Source organism: Nocardiopsis sp. KDC1DS13DA1, from assembly GCF_055632325.1.
Genome location: NZ_JBVMUY010000005.1, coordinates 13613 through 30770 on the forward strand (window position 1 = coordinate 13613; position 17158 = coordinate 30770).

Sequence of the window (17158 nt, forward strand, 5' to 3'; positions counted from 1 at the left end):
GAGCGCCCGGCCCCCGCGTCCTGGCGGGAACCGTCGAGGGTGGCTGCGCCCGCACCGGCGCGGCCGACTGGGCGGCCGCGCCGGTGCGGGCGGGATCGGGGGTTCCTACCCGGTGGCGAGGATCGGAGGAGGGGGCGCGCGGATGCGGTCAGCGCAGCGGAGGACCCGGAAGAACACCGCCTAGTCCCCGGCCAGCACGGTGAAGGTGAACGCGGTGCTCCTGGGGCGGCGCAGCGCGACGTCGCACTTGACCCGGTGGCGTACCTGGTTCCTGCTGAGGCCGAGCCCGTGGGCGATGAGCCACTCCGGGCGCACCGGTACCGGGTCCTGGAAGGTGACCTGCACCTGGAGCGGCCACGTCCGGTCGATCGGTGGCGAGGGGGTGTCCAGCCGCCAGGCTCCCCTCCAGTCCAGGGTGAAGCGGTTGCGTCGGGCGAGCAGCGGATCCAGCAGTCTGGAGGCCACCAGCTCCGGATCGTTGGCGTGGTAGCCGTCGAGTTCGGTCGGATCCAAGGATCTGACCGGTGCCCGCTCGTGCACGGTGAGCTTGCTCGTGCGGTCGCAGGACACGCAGCGGATCAGGAGCCACACGTCCAGCAGTTTGCCGTTGGCGTTGACGCGGAATCTGCCCTGGCCTGTGGTGGCCGACTCCGAGCGGCAGTGCGGGCACCGCGACGACAGCAGAGGCAGCCGGGTCCGGTGAACGACCCAGGGCAGCACGGTATGGGGTGGTGAAGACATGATCTCTCTGGACCTGACACGAGGCCGATTGCGCGCGGCCTCAGACGCTGTGGGGCCGGGCGCGCGCGGGCAGCCCGGCAGAGCCGGCGGGAGGGCCGGCCTGGGGGTGGGTGAAAGAAGGTGTCAGGTCTACAGAGCAGGCGGGGTCACGCGGTCCGGTCCCTTGTCCTCACGGTGATGGGGGCACGGGCAACCTACGGGATCGGGGGAGGAGGGCTCCAACGGTTTTTTCGGCGGCGGTGGCCCCGGGGCCGGGTGGGGCCGCGTCCGTTCGCCCCCCGGGAGGGGCGGGCCGAGCCCGTGGTGCGCCCCGGGGGGCGCGGTTTCTTCAGGTCGACAGGACGGTGAGCCCGGTGCGGCACCGTGGTGCGGGTTCACCCACGGTGGACTCCTTGTGCGGGGTCGGCGTTGGTCGCCCATGAGGCGAGGAGGCAAAGCGCCTCGTGGGTGGGGCTGTGGTGTGGCGCGGTCCAGATCACGAGCTGTTGCTCGGAGTCGTGGGCCTCGACGAGGGTGTCCCAGTCAAGGGTGAGCTCTCCGACCTGGCGGTGGTGGAGCGTCTTGGTGCCGGTGGTGAGGCTGGCGACATTGCGTTCGGCCCACCACTGGCTGAACTGGGGGTCCTGCACTGAGAGTTCACCGACCAGTGATGTCAGGCCGGGGTCGTCGGGGTGCTTGGCCGCTTCCATGCGCAGCTGGGCGACGGCGGTGCGGGCCACGGACTCCCAGTCGGCGTACAGGGCCCGCATCACGGGGTGGGTGAAGAGTATGCGCACGTAGTTGCGCTGCTTGGCGGGGATCTGGGCGAAGTCGACCATCATGGCCGCTGCCAGCCGGTTCCAGCCGAGGATGTCCATTCTTCTGCCCATGACGATCGCCGGCGTCGTGCTGAGATCGTCCAGGAGTCTGCGCAGTTGCGGCTGGACCTTCTGCGTGCTCGGGCGGCGTGTCCGGGTGGAGGGCTTGCCGGCGAGGTTGAACAGGTAGCGGCGCTGGTCGTCGTCGAGCCTCAGTACGTCGGCGATGGTCTTCAGTACTGGTGCGGACGCGGTGATGCGTCCCTGCTCGATCCGTGTGTAGTAGTCGGTGCTGATCGATGCCAGGTGGGCGACCTCCTCACGCCGAAGACCGGTCACACGGCGCGGCCCGGGGGTGTGGGCAAGCCCGACCTCACCGGGGGTCAACCTGGCGCGACGGGTCCTGAGGAAGGTGCCGAGCTCGTTCAGCGTGGTTTTGCCAGCCATGTCACGAGTGTCTCACCCTCCCTGTTTGTGCATGGGGGGATAGAACACTCCCAGGATGTTTCCTTCCGCTGCCGCTGGAGCTCATGGCGCACCACCATGGGACCGGGGCACCGCGCGCACCGCGCGGGACCACGAGCGTGAGGGGGACCGACCTTGACCGAACAGCCATCGGCAGCGCAGCGGGCCGTCGGCGACATCACTCCGAAGCTGGCCGACCTGACCGACCAGGTGTTGTTCGGGGACGTGTGGGAGCGGCCCGGGCTCTCGCGGCGGGACCGCAGCCTTGTGACCGTCTCCGCGCTCGTCGCGCTCTACCGCGGCGAGCAGCTGAACTTCCACCTGAAGTTCGCGATGGACAACGGACTGGGCGAAGGCGAGCTTGCCGAGGCCCTCACCCATCTGGCGTTCTACGCCGGCTGGCCCAACGCGATGGACGCCGCCGCACGGCTGAGGGCGCTGCGTAGCAGTGACGATCACCAGGAGGAACGATGAGTGGCATGGACATCGACCCGATCTTCCCGCGCGGGCAGAGGAACGAGGCCTACGCCGCGAACTTCATCGGGCAGAGCTACCTGAACATGCTCACCACCGAGGGCGTCGTCGTCGCCAACGTGACCTTCGAGCCCGGGTGCCGCAACAACTGGCACATCCACCACGCCTCCTCCGGGGGCGGGCAGATCCTGCTCGCCACGGCGGGAAGCGGCTGGTTCCAGGCCGAGGGCGAAGATCCCGTGAGCCTGGAACCGGGATCGGTGGTCCAGATCCCCGCCGGAAAGAAGCACTGGCACGGCGCCAAGGCCGACTCCTGGTTCACCCACATCGCCATCGAGGTGCCCGGCCAGGACACCCGCAACGAGTGGCTCGAACCGGTCACCGACGAGCAGTACGGCAAGCTCAGCTGAGAAGGGAAAACGCATGACGATCCTGAACGAGACCTACACCCTGTCCCACGGCGTGACCGTTCCCAAGCTGGGTCTGGGCACGTGGTTCATCGACGACGGCGCCGCGGCGCAGGCGGTCCGCGACGCCGTCGAGATCGGGTACCGCAACATCGACACCGCGCAGGCCTACGGCAACGAGCGCGGCGTGGGTGAGGGTGTTCGCACCGCGGGTGTGGCCCGCGAGGACCTGTTCGTGTCCACCAAGCTGGCCGCGCAGATCAAGGACTACGACCAGGCGGTCGCCGCGATCGACGGGTCGCTGGAGGCACTGGGGCTGGACCACGTCGATCTGATGCTCATCCACAGTCCGCAGCCATGGGACGACTTCCGCGGCGGGGACTACGCCGAAGGCAACCGCGAGGCCTGGCGTGCTCTGGAGGACGCGTACAAGGCCGGCAAGCTCCGTTCGATCGGGGTGTCCAACTTCCTGCGGTCCGACCTGGAGAACATCCTCGGATCCTGCGCCGTGGCACCGCAGGTGAACCAACTGCTCGTCCACGTCGGCAACACCCCCTCCGAGCTCATCGCCTTCTGCCGCAGCAACGACATCCTCGTGCAGGCGTACTCACCGATCGCCCACGGGCAGATGCTCAAGAACGCCGACGTCGTGGCGATGGCCGCAAGGTACGGGGTGACCGTCCCGCAGCTGTGCATCCGCTACACGCTCCAACTGGGCACCGTGTCGCTGCCCAAGACCGCGAACCCCGACCACATGCGCAGCAACGCCCGGGTCGACTTCACCATCTCCGAGGAGGAAATGGAGGCCCTGGGGGGCGTGCGCATGCAGGACTACGGTGAGCACAGCGTGTTCCCCGTCTACAGCGGCAAGTAGCGACCGCAGTCCGCCCAGGACCGGCGCAGAGCCCTGACGAAGGGGTTCATCGCCGGGTTCGAGTGGGTCGGGGAGTCGGACACCGCGCAGAGCACGCCGGACGGCCGGCGGGTCGGTGACCGCGCCCGGGAGTCGAACCCGCTCTGGGCGGTGTCCGACTCCCGATCAGGGGCTGCGGCGTCCCTGTCCGGCCCGGTGCGCGTTCGTGTGCCCTCCAGCTACCCGCCCACCGGGCCGGTGCCGCTGCCCGGTGTCCTCGGTTCGCCCCTTCCGGGCACGTCCGCCGCCCCCGGCCCGCGCAGCGCCCGCACATGGGTGGCGTCCACGGTGGCCAGCGCTGCGGGAGCGGCCCGGCGCACCCGCCCGCGGGCCAGGAGGATCCCTCCGGCCAGCAGTGGGGCGGCGGACGTGCGTTGGGCGGCGGGGGCCAGGGCCAGGTCGATCAGGCCGGTGCGGTCCTCCAGGGTCGCGAACACGATCCGCGCACCGGAGCGGGTGGGCGGGGTCTGCACGCTGACCCGCAGCCCGGCCACGGTGACCGGGGCGCCGTCGGGGAGCCGGTGCAGGTCGGCGGCGTCCACACGGCCGCGGCGTGCGGACAGGTCCGCGAACTGTTCGGCGTGGGCGTCCAGCACGTGCCCGCTGGTCTCATAGCCCAGCACCCGCACCTCCTCGGCCACGGCGTCGATCCGGCTCATCGGCGCGACCGCGGCGGGTGCGCCGTGCGGGTGGGGGACCAGGGTGAGCTGGTCGGGGCAGGCGCGTGGGGTGCGGCGGGCCCGGAGTAGCCGGTGCGCCCGCACCAGGGTGGTGCGGCGGCGGGCGGCCCCGCCGGTGAGGGTGTCCAGGCCGCCGGCGAGGATCACCTCCTCCAGCGCGCGGCCGTCCAGGTCGGTGCGGGCCAGCAGGTCGGCCAGGCCGGTGAACGGGCGGCGGGTGAGCAGCTGGTCCAGGTGGGTGCCGGTGAGGGCGGGCACGTCCGCGAGCGGGGCCCGCACGCCCCACCGGTGGGCGTCCACGCGCTCCACCGCCCAGGCGCGGGCGGAGGCGTTGACGTCCAGGCCCAGGACCACCACGCCCATGCGGCGGGCGTCGTGCAGGAGCAGGCGCCGGGGGTACATGCCCGGGTCGTGTTCCAGGAGCCCGGCGGTGAAGGCGGCCGGGTGGTGGCGTTTGAGGTAGGCGGACTGGTAGGTGGGGACCGCGAAGGCCGCCCCGTGGGCGCGGCAGAACCCGAAGGCGCCGAACGCGGCGACCATCCGCCACACCCGGTCGATGGTGTGGGGGGTGTGGCCGCGTGCGGCGGCGCGGGTGCGGACCTCCTCCCGGACCTGGGTGCGGCCCTGGTCGGTGGCCAGGGTGCGGCGCATGGCTTCGGCGCGGTCCAGCCCGCAGTCGGTGAGGGCGTCCAGGACCTGGAGGAGTTGTTCGTGCCAGAGCAGGGCGCCGCCGGTCGGGGCCAGGATCGGGTCCAGGTCGGGGTGCGGTGCCGGTGGTGGGGTGCCGGAGCGTGCGGCCAGGTAGGCGGCGACCATGTCCACGCCCATGGGGCCGGGTCGGAACAGGCTGATGTCGGCGACCAGGTCGTCGCGTGTGGTGGGGCGCAGGCGGGTGAGAAGTGAGCGTTGGCCGGGGGACTCGATCTGGAAGCAGCCCAGGGTGCGGCCCTGGGCGATCATGTGGGCGGTGGCCGCGTCGGCGTCGGGGAGGGCGTCCAGGTCCGGTTCGGTGCCGGTGGTGCGGGTGATTTCGGCGCTGGTGTGGGCGAGGGCGGACTGCATCCGCACCCCCAGGATGTCGAGTTTGAGCAGGCCCAGTGGTTCGACGGTGTCCTTGGTGGCCTGGACCATCGCGTACCCCGCCCCGGAGGGCTGGGTGGGGATGCGGGCGGTGAGGTCGGTGTCGGTGAGTACGAGCCCGCAGGGGTGCAGGGCCGCGTGTCGGGGCAGTCCGTCCAACCGCTCGGCCAGGGCGAAGAGTGCGTCGACGTGCTCCCCGTGGAGCGGGGCGCCGCCGACGCGGGCCAGTTCGGGTAGTTCAGCGGCCTTGTGGCGGATGTGGGAGGCCCGGACCCGGTGGCCGAACCCGGTGGCGATGGCCTCGACCTCCGCCGCGGGCAGGGACAGGGCTGCTCCGGCGTCGCGGATGGCTGAGCGGGCGCGGTAGGTGTCGAGCATCGCTACCGCCGCGGCGGTGCCGGGGTGGGCGGCGATCACCGCGTCGTAGGCCTGAAGGCGGCGTGCGGACTCCACGTCCACGTCGATGTCGGGGGCTCCGGGGCGTGAGGGGGTGAGGAACCGTTCCATGAGCAGGCCGTGGTCCAGGGGGTTGATGGCGCTGATGCCGAGCAGGTGCACGATCAGGCTCCCGGCCGCGGACCCGCGCACCGAGCAGCGGATGTTCTTGGCTTTGATGGCGTCGACGGCGTCGGCGATGGTGAGCAGGTAGGACCACAGGCCCATCCGGTCCACGACGGCCAGTTCCTCCTCCAGTCGGGCTCGGGCGCGGGGGTCGCGGTCCAGGCCCTGGCGGGTGGCGCCCTGGGCGCAGCGGGAGCGGAGTTCGGCGTGCGGGTGGGGGCGGTGGGGCAGGTGCAGGCGTCCCATGCCCAGGTCGGCGGTCGGGTCCAGGGCGCAGGAGGCGGCCAAGGCGGTGGTGTGGGCGAGCAGGCGCCGGGCGCGTGTGGTGTCGCCGGCGCACACTCCGATCGCGACGTCGGCCATCTGTGTGCCGGTGGCCAGGTGGGCGCGGTCGGTGGGCGGGTCGGGGGTGTAGCCGCCGGGCGCCCACTGGCGGATGCGGTCCAGGGCCCGGGCCAGGGGCGCGCCGCCGGGGTCGGGGTGGCGCACCCGGTTGGTGAGCACGGCCAGGACGCGGTCCTGGTCGGCCAGGTGCACCATCGCCCGGGCGGTGGTGCGCTGGCCGGGGCAGCCGTGGTCGTGTGGGGCCAGGGCGACCTGGGCGCCGGTGGTGCGCCAGGTGCCCAGCAGGGTGCGGGCGTGGGCGCCCCGCCGTTGGGTCAGCGCCGTGCCCACGTCGGAGTCCGGGCCCAGGAGCACGACCAGCCCGTCGGCGTGGGCGGCCACGTCGTGGGGGGTGAGCGCGAGTGGGCCGGGCCGGTGGTGCAGGGTGGTGAGCAGGTGGCACAGCGACGCCCAGCCCGTGGCTCCGCGGGCCAGGAGCACGGCCCGCCCCTGGTCGGGGGTGCCCAGGGCCAGGTCCACCCCCAGCACCGGGTCCAGTCCGGCCTGGCGGCAGGCCTGGACGTGGTCGACGGCGCCGAAGAGGTGGTCGCGGTCGGTGAGGGCCGCGGTGGGGTGGCCGTCGGCGGCCGCGGCGGCCACCAGCGCGGCCGGGTCGGCGGTGCCGTGCCGGAAGGAGTAGGAGGAGGCGACCCGCAGGTGTGCGAACACCGAGTTTCCTCCCCTCCCACAGCAGCGGCAGGGGAAGACACCGCACGTTTGTCGAACACTTGTTCGATCACTGTAGCGCCGGCGAAGCCCTGTTGGGAACCGTTGAGCTGCGCCGATACCCCGGTCCGAGGTCGGATCGCCTGTGGGGCGGGCGGTTCGGCGGTGCCGGTGAGATCGATTTCCCGTCGTCTGGGGCGCGCGGGGTGGTGTCAGGGTTCCGATCAAGGTTCTGCCCGGTATCGGACGCCTGGTGTGCGCGGAGCAGGAACGCGCGGGTCCCCGCAGGGGGTGGGCCATGTGCGCCGGAAAGCGGCAACGGATTGATCAACGGGCCTGCTCGCATCCGTGTCGGGGCCCGTACTTGTCGGGCCCTGTCATCACGCGGGTGCCCTCCTCGCCCCCAGTGCCGATGGCTCGGTCACCAGCCCGGCCAGGATCGCCTCTCCTTCTCCGTCATGACCGCCGACCCGTCCGGCAAGCCCCGGTGCGTCCAGTCCGCGATGTCGTTGTTGCCCAGGAACAGGTTGGCCGCCATGCTCCGCACCTGGTCCGGGGGCGGGCGGAAAGACCACCCCACGTGATCGGCCAGGGGCACGACCAGGACGGTGCGGTCGTCGCTGAAGTCGGTGCGCACGAGCAGCCCCCGGTCGTTCTGGGTGATCACGGGCAGGGGCGCGGCGGGCGGCTGGTAGCGGGGTGGCTGGGCCGCCGTCTCCAGGACATCGCCCATCAAGTCGGGGGAGCCGTCCGGCCAGTCCTCGTAGGACTGGCCGGGTTCGACCTCGGCGGCGCCGCACTCCGCGTGGTACTCCAGGGTGTCTTCGATGCTGGGGCGGTGCATGACCGGGTAGGTCATGCACCGCCTGGCGGGGCGTGACGCGGAATCGGCAGGGGCCGTCGTCGCTGGGGAGGAAGGCCGTGAGCGGGCGCAGGGCGGGATCGCGGGTGGTGCCGCGGCCGGCGATCAGGACCAGGCCGGGAACCCTGGCGCCCCGCCGTCGCACAGCGCGCCAGGGTCGACCGGCGCGAACCCGAATTCCGTCAGCAGCCGCGTGAAGGGGGCTTGGTCTTCTCGTCGTCACCGGTGACGCCCTGGAGTGTCGAATGCGTCCCGTGTGGACGATGTGGCGCCTAGAGCTGTGTGGCGCCGCCGTCGACGAGCAGCTCCGCGCCCGTGGTGAAAGTGCTTTGGTCGCCGACCAGGTAGAGGGCGGTGGCGGCGACCTCGTCGGGACGGCCGACACGGCCGAGCGGAGTCGGTGGGGCGGTCCGATCGCCGCGCGGCAAAGCGGCGCGGAGCTCGTCCCCGCCCGGGGTCTCGACAGGGCCGGGGGTGAGGGTGTTGACGCGGATTCCGCGGTCGGCCAGTTCCGCGGCCCAGGTGCGGGCGAGGCTGCGGATCGCGGCCTTGGTGGCGGCATAGACGCCCAGGCCCGGGGCGGCCCGCAGGGCCGCGCTGGAGGAGAGCAGCACCACCGATGCGCCGGTCCTCAGCAGCGGCAGTGCCTTCTGGACGGTGAAGACCGTGCCCTTGAGATTGGTCGAGGTGGTGCGGTCGTACTCCTTCTCGGTGATCGTGCCGAGCGGGCCGTGGTCCCCGACCCCGGCGTTGGCCACCACCTGATAATCCGCAGGGTGCCCCGGCCTTCAGGCCGGGGGTGAATGCGGTCCGCCGCGTAGCGGCACAGAGGACGACGAACCTCCCTCAGGGGCGGTTCGTCGTCTCGCCAGCGCCGACGGTCCGGCGGATCAGGGCGACCAGGTAGGAGTTCACAGACCGGTCGTCGGCCGCCGCCGCTGCTTTGAGTTGTTCGTTCAACTCGTCGGGGAGTCTCACCGTGATCTTCTGCATGCCATCACTCTACTGGCAAAGTGATGGTAAACTGACGGCATGCCCAGGTTCCGATTGCACCCCACCCGCGCACAGGAAGCCCAGCTGTTCGGGCATTGCGCGCAGGCCCGGCATGCCTGGAACCTGGCGTTGGAGGTCAACTCCTCCTACCGCAAGGGCGGGGCCCGTACCGAACGGCCACCCCGGTTCGCGGGGATGTGCCGGATGCTGTCGCAGGTACGCCAGACCGGTACCACCGGCATGAGCTCGGAGGAAGCCGACTACATCAATTGGGTGGTGTCCGGGAATGTGGACGTCCAGCAGCAGGCGCTGCGGGACTTTGACCAGGCCCTGACGAACTTCTTCAACGGCTCGCACCGGTATCCGACGCCGCGCAAGAAGTACCGCAACGAAGGGTTCCGGATCATCGGGACCGGCCGGGTTCTGGCGTTCACGGCTGACGGCGAACCTCTCTTGAACGCCAAGGGCAAGCAGGTCATGCACCGCAAAGTGCTGGTGCACAAGCTCAACAAGAAGTGGGCCCAGGTCAAGATCCCAGGGTGCGGGTGGGTGAAGTTCCGCAACACCCACCAGGGTCTGCCGGACGCCAAGTCGTACCGGGTGACCTACCGGCACGGCCAGTGGCACATCAGCTTCGCCGTGGTACCCGACCCGATCGAGGCGCCCAGCGACGGGTCCGTGGTCGGCATCGACCGGGGCGTGACCATCACCGCCGCCCTCTCTTCAGGCAAGATGCTCAACTGCCCGCAACTGTCGAAGAAGGAACGAACCAAGCGCCGCAAGCACGAACGCCGTGCCGCACGCGCCGCGAAGGGCAGCCCACAGCGCAAAGCCGAACTGGCGAAGGTCAACCGGTACCGGCGTAAGGAGGCGAACCGGCGCAAGGACTGGGCGGAGAAAACCTCCACCCGTCTGGCCCGCGGCTTCGACACCATACGGTTCGAACGCCTCAACATCAAGAACATGACGGCCTCCGCGCGGGGCACCGCCATCGGGCCCGGGCGCAACGTCGCCCAAAAATCTGGCCTGAACCGGGCCATCCTCGCTCAAGGATGGGGACTCCTTCGCACCCGGACCGGACACAAAGCCCCTGGCCGGGTTGAAGACATCCCGGCCCCCTACACCAGTCTGCAATGCAGCGACTGCAAGTGGATCGACAAGAACTCGCGCAAGAGCCAAGCCGAGTGGTCGTGCACCAACTGCGGATTCACCTGCAATGCCGACCTGAATGCTTCCTACAACGTCGCGGCAGGGCAGGGTGCAAGCCCCGGGTCGAAGACCCGTGCCGGAGGGGCGACCGGGAGAGATCCCGCGAGCGTCCGTGAACCCCAGCAACTCCCGCTTTTCTGAGTCGGTGTTGTTGGAATCCCCCTCGTTCACGAGGGGGAGGATGTCAAAATGTCCAGGCGGCCGCTGCGGTCCGCGATCTGGGCGAAGAGCCGGTCGAGGTCGCCGAGGTCGGAGGTATCGCCCTGGATGGCGATGCCGCGGGCGCCAACCTGTGCGACGGCGGCCTCCAGCGCGGCCGTGCGGCGCCCGGTCAGGTACACGGTCGCGCCCTCGGCGGCGAAACGGCGGGCGATCGCCAGGCCGATGCCGCTGGAGGCGCCGGTGACCAGGGCGGTCCTGTCGTCCAGCTGTCCCATGAGATTCTCCGATTTCTTGATGTAACCTTTTTGGTTACATCGTTGGGCGCGGGATGCGATCCCCTTCGGTCAGGGAGGTCGAGGGTCCGAGGTCAGGCGGCTTTCAGGACGTCCCGCAGCACGTCCTCCAGCGTGGTCTTGGCCAGCTCCCCGCGCAGTGCGGCCTCCACGTCGTCGTACACGGCGGTCATCGCCGGCCCGATGCCGTGGCCCACGACGCACTCGGGGTCCGGTGTCGCGGGATGCAGGGCGAAGACCGGTCCCGGTTCGATCGCCTGGTAGACGTCGAGCAGGGTGATCGCCGCCAGGTCCCGCACGAGCATCCAGCCCGCCCCCGCCCCTCGCCGTGAATCGGCCAGACCGGCCTTGCGCAGCTCGGCCAGCAGGCGGCGGATCACCACCGGGTTGGTGTTGACGCTGGTGGCGATCTGCTCGGAGGTGGCGACCTCGTGGCCGCGCCGCTGATACAGCCCGATCCATGTCAGGGCGTGCGCCGCGATGGTCAGTCTGCTGTTGGCGCTCACGCCGCACTCCACCTCCCCGACCTCGTCAACAGTCGTAACAATAATAGTTACAACTACTCGTGGCAAGTCCCGCGGGACCGGCCGGACCTGCCTCGTCAGCCCGCCTGGCGCGTGTACCGCTCGGAGTGGTCTAGCGATCCGGTGTGGTTCGCCCGGATGTGTCCTGCTTCGGGCCGCCGATCATTGCGCTTACCAGTGCGGCCAGAGGGGCGGCCGAACCCTTCCCGTTGGATTTTGCGCGCACACTACCGGGACCCCTTGTCGCCTGGCGGCACAGCGAACAGATATCCGGTTGCCCGGTGGCGAGGGTGGCGGATGGAATGTGCGACATGATCACACGTGCGCGATCACCGCGGCCACAGGGACGAACACCCGCCACCGGATCCTGTCTCCCGACGGGCCCGGGCCGCACCCGACCGAACCCTCACACAGGAGCCGCCGACACATGAACACGTCACCATCGTCGCCTGGGTCGGAGCGGACTGATGGATCACCGGTGCGGATCGGCGCCCTGGCCCCGCTGACCCGGCCTGGCTGGGTCGAGGCGGGCCAACACCTGCTCGCCGGACTCCGGACGGCCGTCGGTGAGGTCAACGACACCGGCGGGATCGCCGGCAGATCGCTGGAGCTGGTGGTCCGAGACACCGCGGCCGATCCGCGAAGGGCCGTGGCGGCCGTGGACGAACTGGCGGGCCTGGGTGTGTGCGCTCTGGCCGGGGAGTACCACAGCGTCGTCGCCCGCGCCGCCGCCTCCAGGGCCGACGACCTCGGTCTGCCGTTCCTCTGCTCTTCGGCGGTTCTGGACACGCTCACCGAACAGCCGACGCGACGGGTCGCGCGCCTGTGTCCGGCGCAGTCGCACGGCTGGCGGATCTACGCGGACTTCCTCCTGGGAGCAGGTCACCGTCGCATCGCCCTGGCGGCCCAGCCGAGTCTCTACTGGGAGTCCGGAGCCCGCATCCTGCGGGACCGCCTCGCTCCGCACGGCGGCAGCGTCGTCGAACTCGGCATGGACTCCCTCACCCCCGCGGCCGTGTGCGACGAGCTCGTCCGCCATCGCGCGACGGCCCTCCTCATTCTGACCGGCCACCCGGAGCCCGCGGTGTCGATCGTCAGGTCCGTGCGCCGCGACCAGCGCCTGTCAGAGGTCATGATCGGTGCTCCGGCGGGGCAACCGGAGTTCGCCCCATGGGCGGAGCTGCTGGGCGAGGACGGCTCAGCGGTCCCCTTCCTGCGCTACCTGCCCGAGCGGCTCACCCCACTCGGCGCACGCGTCGAGACGGCCCTTCGCGAGCGGTTGGATCAGGAGCCCTCCTTCGTCGCCTTCGAGGGCTATGACACGATCGCCGTCCTGGCCGAGGTGCTGCGCTCCCACGGCACGGACCGGACGCGTATCGCCGAGGCCTGGGCGCACGTCGCCGTCGAGGGCACCCGCGGGCGGATCCGGTTCTCCCGCGTGCCGGGCATCGGTGTCTGGCAGTGGGCGTGGACGTCGGTCCAGGTCGTTGACCGGGATCCGGCGGAACCCGATCGCTTCCGGATCCTTCGCACCGGCTGAGAGGGCACGCGGGCCGGACCGCGCTCCCGGACTCTGACCCGGGAACGCTCGCACAACCCTCGCGCCCTGGTCGTTGACCGCGCCGGTCCCGTGCGATCGGGGCCAGCCCGTCACTGCTGGGTCACCACCGATGGCACGATCACCGGCACGACCGGGTCCCCGGGTTACGTGTCACGTCGCGACAGCTGCGGCGGGGCGGGGCCAGTCTCCGGAGGCCGTTGACCTGGGCTGATCGTGGGCTCCAACCTTCGCGGGTCGATGTTGTCGATCTTCGGAGGGCCGTTGTGGCGGTCGAGTTTCTGACGGATGAGCAGGCGTCCCGATACGGGGCGTTTTACGGTGCCCCAGCACGGGCGGAGTTGGAGCGGTTCTTCTTCCTGGACGACGCGGACCGGGAGAAGGTGCAGGCGAAGCGGCGGGCGCACAACCGGCTGGGCTTCGCGGTGCAGCTGACGACGGTGCGCTTTCTGGGGCGGTTCATGCCGGACCCGCGGCAGGTGCCGCGCGAGGTGGCGGAGTACCTGGCCGAGCAGCTGGGGATCGAGGACGCCTCGGTGCTGGCGGAGTACGGGGAGCGGGACGGCGGCTGGCGGGACTTCGCCGAGGTCCGGGACGAGCTGGTGGTGTGGCTGGACGCGCGGGCCTGGACGACCGGGGAGGGGCCGAAGGCGCTGTTCGACGCGGCGGTGGGGTGGCTGCGCGAGCGGCGGGTGCTGCTGCCGGGGGTGAGCCGGTTCGCCCGGCTGGTGGCGTCGGTGCGGGAGGCGGCGAACCAGCGGCTGTGGGAGACGCTGCATGGACTGCTCACGCCCGGGCAGCGGGCGGCGCTGGACGAGCTGCTGACGGTGCCGGCCGGGGCGCGGGTCTCGGAGCTGGACCGGCTGCGGCGCGGGCCGGTACGGGTGTCGGGGCCGCAGATGAAGGCCACGCTGGAGCGGGCCCAGGAGATCGCCCGGCTGGGGATGGGCGAGGTGGACGTGGCCGGGGTGCCGCCGCGCTGGCTGGCGGAGCTGTCCCGGTACGGGGTGGACGGGAAGGCGTCGCTGCTGCGCCGGCACGGGGACGCGCGGCGCCTGGCCACCGCGGTGCACCTGACGACCAGGGCGGTGGACGACGTGCTGGACCTGCTGGACGTGCTGGTGGCCACCAGGCTGCTGGCGCGGGCGGAGCGGGAGAGCGCGAAGGAGAAGTTGAAGACCCTGCCGAAGGTGGAGCGGGCCGGCGCGAAGCTCGCCGCCGCGCTGCAGGTGGTGCTGGAGGAGACCGCCGAGCAGGTGGACACCTCCACCGGGGAGATCACCGCGCCGAAGGTGGCCACGCTGGCGGCGATGTGGGAGGCGATCGAGGCGGTGGTGCCGCGCAAGGAGCTCGCCGCGGCGGTGGCCGCGATGGTCGATCTGGCGCCGCCGCTGGACTCGGACGCGGACGAGGCGTGGCGGCGGATGCTGGTAAGCCGGTTCTCCACGGTGCGGCCGTTCTTGAAGCTGCTGGTGGAGGTGGTGGACTTCGACGCGACCGCCGAGGGCGCGCCGGTGCTGCGGGCGTTCCTGTCGCTGCCGGAGCTGATGGGCCGCAAGAAGGTGGCGGTGGCGGAGATCGACACCAGCCTGCTGGCCGGGTCGTGGAAGCGCCTGGTGCTCTCGGCGCCACACCTGGAGCCGGGCGAGGTGGACTGGAAGGCGTACAGCTTCTGCGTGCTGGAGCAGGTGCACCGGCTGCTGCGGCGCAAGGAGGTCTTCGCCGTGAACTCCTCGAAGTGGAGCGACCCGCGGGCGAAGCTGCTGGCAGGGGAGGCGTGGGAGCAGGCCAGGCCCACCGTGCTGGCCTCGCTCGGCCTGCCGGCCGACGCCGCCGAGCACCTGGCCGCCCGGGCCGCGCTGCTGGACGGCACCTTCCGGAACGTCGCCGTCCGGCTGCCGGCGAACGCGCAGATCAGCGCCGACGCCGACGGGCGGCTGCACTTCGCGGCGCTGGAGCCGGAGGCCGAAGGGGCGTCGCTGGTGGCGCTGCGGTCGGCGGTGAACGCGATGCTGCCCCGGGTGGACCTGCCGGAGGTGCTGCTGGAGGTGTTCTCCTGGACCGGCGCCGACCAGGCGTTCACCTCGGTGACCGGCGGCGAGGCCCGGCTGCGGGACCTGCCGGTGACGATCGCGGCGCTGCTGGTCGCGCACGGCTGCAACGTCGGCTTCACCCCGGTGGTCGGTGGCGCGGACGCCCTGCGGTACGGGCGGCTGTCGCACGTGGACCAGACGTACCTGCGGACGGAGACCTACCGGCAGGCCAACTCGGCGCTGATCGACGCTCAGGCATCGATCCCGCTCGCGCAGGTCTGGGGCGGCGGCCTGGTCGCCTCGGTCGACGGCATGCGCTTCGTCGTGCCGGTGCCCTCGGTGCACGCGCGGCCGAACCCGAAGTACTTCGGCGCCTCCACCGGCGGCGGGCGCCGGTCCGGGGCGACGTGGCTGAACCTGATCAACGACCAGGCCGCCGGGCTCGGCGGGAAGGTCGTGGCCGGCACCCCGCGTGACTCCTTGTACGTGCTGGACGTCCTCTACGACCGCGACGGCGGGCGGCGCCCGGAGATGGTCGTCACCGACACCGCCTCGTACTCCGACATCGTGTTCGGCCTGCTCACCCTGGCCGGGTTCGCCTACGCGCCGCAGCTGGCGGACCTGCCCGACCAGAAGCTGTGGCGCATCGACCGCGCCGCGGACTACGGCGCGTTCAACGACGCCGCCCGCGGCCGGGTCGACCTGGAGCGCATCGAGCGGAACTGGGAAGACGTGCTGCGGATCGTCGGCTCGATCCACACCGGCGCGGTGCGGGCCTACGACGTGATCCGCATGCTCTCGCGCGACGGCCGCCCCACCGTGCTCGGTGACGCCATCGCGCACTACGGCCGGATCACCAAGACCCTGCACATCCTGCGCCTGGCCGACGAGCCGTCCTACCGCCGCCAGATCAAGGCCCAGGCCAACCTCCAGGAGGGCCGCCACGCGCTCGCCCGGAAGATCTTCCACGGCCGCGCCGGTCAGCTCTACCAGCACTACCAGGAGGGAATGGAGGACCAGATCGGCGCGCTCGGCCTGGTCCTCAACGCCCTGGTGCTGTTCAACACCCGCTACATGGACGCCGCCCTCGACCGGCTCCGCAGCGAGGGCTTCAACGTCCGTGACGAGGACGTCGCCCGCCTTTCGCCGTTCGTGCGGCACCACGTCAACATGCTCGGCAGGTACAGCTTCCTGCTGCCCGAGATGCCCGGCGGCCTGCGGCCCCTGCGCGACCCGGAGGGCCGAGGCGTGAGCACGGATGTGTGAGCCCGTGGCTCCGGGAACCGCCTCGACGCTGCCCAGAGCCGTACGAAAGCGCGCCGGGCACAGTGCCGCAACTTAAAGTCCCGATATAATCACAGAACGCGACGAAGGCTTGAGGTTGAAGCCCGCGACCGGAAGTCCCCAGGTGAGGAGGCGCAGTGACCGACCGTTCGGACAACGTTGACGCATCGGTGAACGTGGTGGTGCTCGGCCATGTCGACCACGGCAAGACAATGCTGGCGACGGCCATCAGCCGCGTATGTGCGGAGGTGTACGGTGGCGAAGCGGTGGACTTCTCCACGGTCGACACCGCCGCAGCGCAGAAGGAACCCGCTCCTTTCGAAGCCGCCGTCGTCGAGTGCGACAGCAACAAGCGCCGCTACGCTCTGACGGACTTCCCCAGCCACGGTGACCTCACCAAAGCCATGCTCCAGCGCGACCCCTACGACGCCGCCATCCTGGTGGTCTCGGCGGCAGACGGGCCGATGCCCCAGAGCCGCGAGCACGTCCTGTTCGCCCATCAGACCGGCATCCCGCACATCCTGGTCTTCCTCAATAAGGCCGACCTGGTCGATGACGGGGAGCTTGTCGACGCGGTCGAGCTGGAGGTCCGGGACCTGCTGGCCACCTACGACTACCCCGGTGACCGGTGCACCGTCATCGTAGGCTCGGCCCGGCAGGCCTCTGAGGGCGTTGACCACAACGAGATGGGCATCAGCGCCGTCAGGAAACTCGTGGAGGCCCTCGACACCGGGGTTCCCGACCGCGCCGCGCAGTCCCGTCCCCAGCCGGCGGTGGCTTCCCGGTTCCTCGGCGAGGTCTACCTGCTCTCCGCCGAGGAAGGCGGGCGCACCACGCCTCTTCCCGCCGACCCTTCCCTGCAGTTGGCCTTCCCTGCGGGCGACGGCGCCGGAACGGGTGAGCTGCCCCAGGGCCTCTCAACGGCTATGCCCGGCGACAACTTCCAGATGACGATCACCTTGTCGCGCCCCGTCGCCATGGCTCAGGGCACCCGGTTCCAGATCCGCGAGGACGGCCGGACCATCGGTATCGGTGTTGTCGCCAAGGCACTCGACTAGGAACCGTCGGCCTC

At 71.0% G+C, this 17158-nt stretch carries 15 protein-coding genes; 7 read left to right on the top strand and 8 right to left on the bottom strand.

The window, feature by feature from the left end:
* Positions 1 to 180: 180 nt before the first annotated feature.
* Together ACTVAJ_RS03760 and ACTVAJ_RS03765 are read right to left on the bottom strand one after the other, a co-directional pair.
* The gene (locus ACTVAJ_RS03760) at positions 181 to 741 is read right to left on the bottom strand and encodes a DUF1062 domain-containing protein (protein ID WP_470386619.1); all 561 of its coding nucleotides are present in this window, start codon (positions 739 to 741) and stop codon (positions 181 to 183) included.
* Positions 742 to 1115: 374 nt separating this feature from the next.
* Positions 1116 to 1985, bottom strand: coding sequence for a helix-turn-helix domain-containing protein (locus ACTVAJ_RS03765; protein ID WP_470386620.1), 870 nt, complete (start codon positions 1983 to 1985; stop codon positions 1116 to 1118).
* Between the two features lie 153 nt (positions 1986 to 2138).
* On the opposite strand from ACTVAJ_RS03765, the gene ACTVAJ_RS03770 reads away from it, so the two are divergent.
* The 3 genes from ACTVAJ_RS03770 to ACTVAJ_RS03780 are packed head-to-tail and all read left to right on the top strand — an operon-like array spanning position 2139 to position 3758.
* Entirely contained in the window at positions 2139 to 2477 is a 339-nt protein-coding gene (locus tag ACTVAJ_RS03770) for a carboxymuconolactone decarboxylase family protein (RefSeq protein ID WP_470386621.1), read from the top strand.
* The gene (locus tag ACTVAJ_RS03775; protein ID WP_470386622.1) at positions 2474 to 2887 is read left to right on the top strand and encodes a cupin domain-containing protein; all 414 of its coding nucleotides are present in this window, start codon (positions 2474 to 2476) and stop codon (positions 2885 to 2887) included. Before ACTVAJ_RS03770 ends, ACTVAJ_RS03775 begins: the two co-directional genes overlap by 4 nt.
* Positions 2888 to 2900: 13 nt before the next feature.
* A complete protein-coding gene (locus tag ACTVAJ_RS03780; protein ID WP_470386623.1) occupies positions 2901 to 3758 on the top strand; it encodes an aldo/keto reductase in 858 nt (285 codons plus the stop codon).
* Between the two features lie 218 nt (positions 3759 to 3976).
* On the opposite strand, the gene ACTVAJ_RS03785 is transcribed toward ACTVAJ_RS03780, so the two are convergent.
* From ACTVAJ_RS03785 to ACTVAJ_RS03800, 4 genes are all read right to left on the bottom strand, one after another.
* Complete coding sequence (locus ACTVAJ_RS03785) at positions 3977 to 7171, bottom strand: PHP domain-containing protein (protein ID WP_470386624.1); 3195 nt, start codon at positions 7169 to 7171, stop codon at positions 3977 to 3979.
* Positions 7172 to 7589: 418 nt separating this feature from the next.
* The gene (locus tag ACTVAJ_RS03790; protein ID WP_470386625.1) at positions 7590 to 8027 is read right to left on the bottom strand and encodes a hypothetical protein; all 438 of its coding nucleotides are present in this window, start codon (positions 8025 to 8027) and stop codon (positions 7590 to 7592) included.
* Between the two features lie 275 nt (positions 8028 to 8302).
* The gene (locus ACTVAJ_RS03795) at positions 8303 to 8788 is read right to left on the bottom strand and encodes an SDR family NAD(P)-dependent oxidoreductase (RefSeq protein WP_470386626.1); all 486 of its coding nucleotides are present in this window, start codon (positions 8786 to 8788) and stop codon (positions 8303 to 8305) included.
* A gap of 88 nt (positions 8789 to 8876) precedes the next feature.
* Positions 8877 to 9023 carry an Arc family DNA-binding protein gene (locus ACTVAJ_RS03800; RefSeq protein ID WP_017601411.1) on the bottom strand — a complete coding sequence of 49 codons (147 nt, stop codon included), beginning with the start codon at positions 9021 to 9023 and terminating at the stop codon, positions 8877 to 8879.
* A gap of 39 nt (positions 9024 to 9062) precedes the next feature.
* Between ACTVAJ_RS03800 and ACTVAJ_RS03805 the strand changes: the two genes are divergently transcribed.
* Complete coding sequence (locus ACTVAJ_RS03805; protein ID WP_470386627.1) at positions 9063 to 10373, top strand: RNA-guided endonuclease InsQ/TnpB family protein; 1311 nt, start codon at positions 9063 to 9065, stop codon at positions 10371 to 10373.
* Between the two features lie 26 nt (positions 10374 to 10399).
* Here ACTVAJ_RS03805 and ACTVAJ_RS03810 read toward each other — a convergent pair whose 3' ends face one another.
* Positions 10400 to 10669, bottom strand: a complete 270-nt coding sequence (locus ACTVAJ_RS03810) for an SDR family NAD(P)-dependent oxidoreductase (RefSeq protein WP_470386628.1) — start codon at positions 10667 to 10669, stop codon at positions 10400 to 10402.
* A gap of 92 nt (positions 10670 to 10761) precedes the next feature.
* On the bottom strand, positions 10762 to 11193 hold the full coding sequence (locus tag ACTVAJ_RS03815; RefSeq protein ID WP_470386629.1) for an Rrf2 family transcriptional regulator: 432 nt from the start codon (positions 11191 to 11193) through the stop codon (positions 10762 to 10764).
* 496 nt (positions 11194 to 11689) lie between these two features.
* Between ACTVAJ_RS03815 and ACTVAJ_RS03820 the strand changes: the two genes are divergently transcribed.
* The 3 genes from ACTVAJ_RS03820 (at position 11690) to ACTVAJ_RS03830 (ending at position 17144) form a co-directional block, all read left to right on the top strand.
* Positions 11690 to 12751, top strand: a complete 1062-nt coding sequence (locus tag ACTVAJ_RS03820) for an ABC transporter substrate-binding protein (protein ID WP_470386630.1) — start codon at positions 11690 to 11692, stop codon at positions 12749 to 12751.
* 284 nt (positions 12752 to 13035) lie between these two features.
* Positions 13036 to 16068 (top strand): Tn3 family transposase, encoded by a 3033-nt coding sequence (locus tag ACTVAJ_RS03825; protein ID WP_470386631.1) that lies wholly within the window; start codon positions 13036 to 13038, stop codon positions 16066 to 16068.
* A 155-nt stretch (positions 16069 to 16223) separates the two neighbouring features.
* A complete protein-coding gene (locus ACTVAJ_RS03830; protein WP_470386632.1) occupies positions 16224 to 17144 on the top strand; it encodes a GTP-binding protein in 921 nt (306 codons plus the stop codon).
* Positions 17145 to 17158 lie beyond the last annotated feature (14 nt).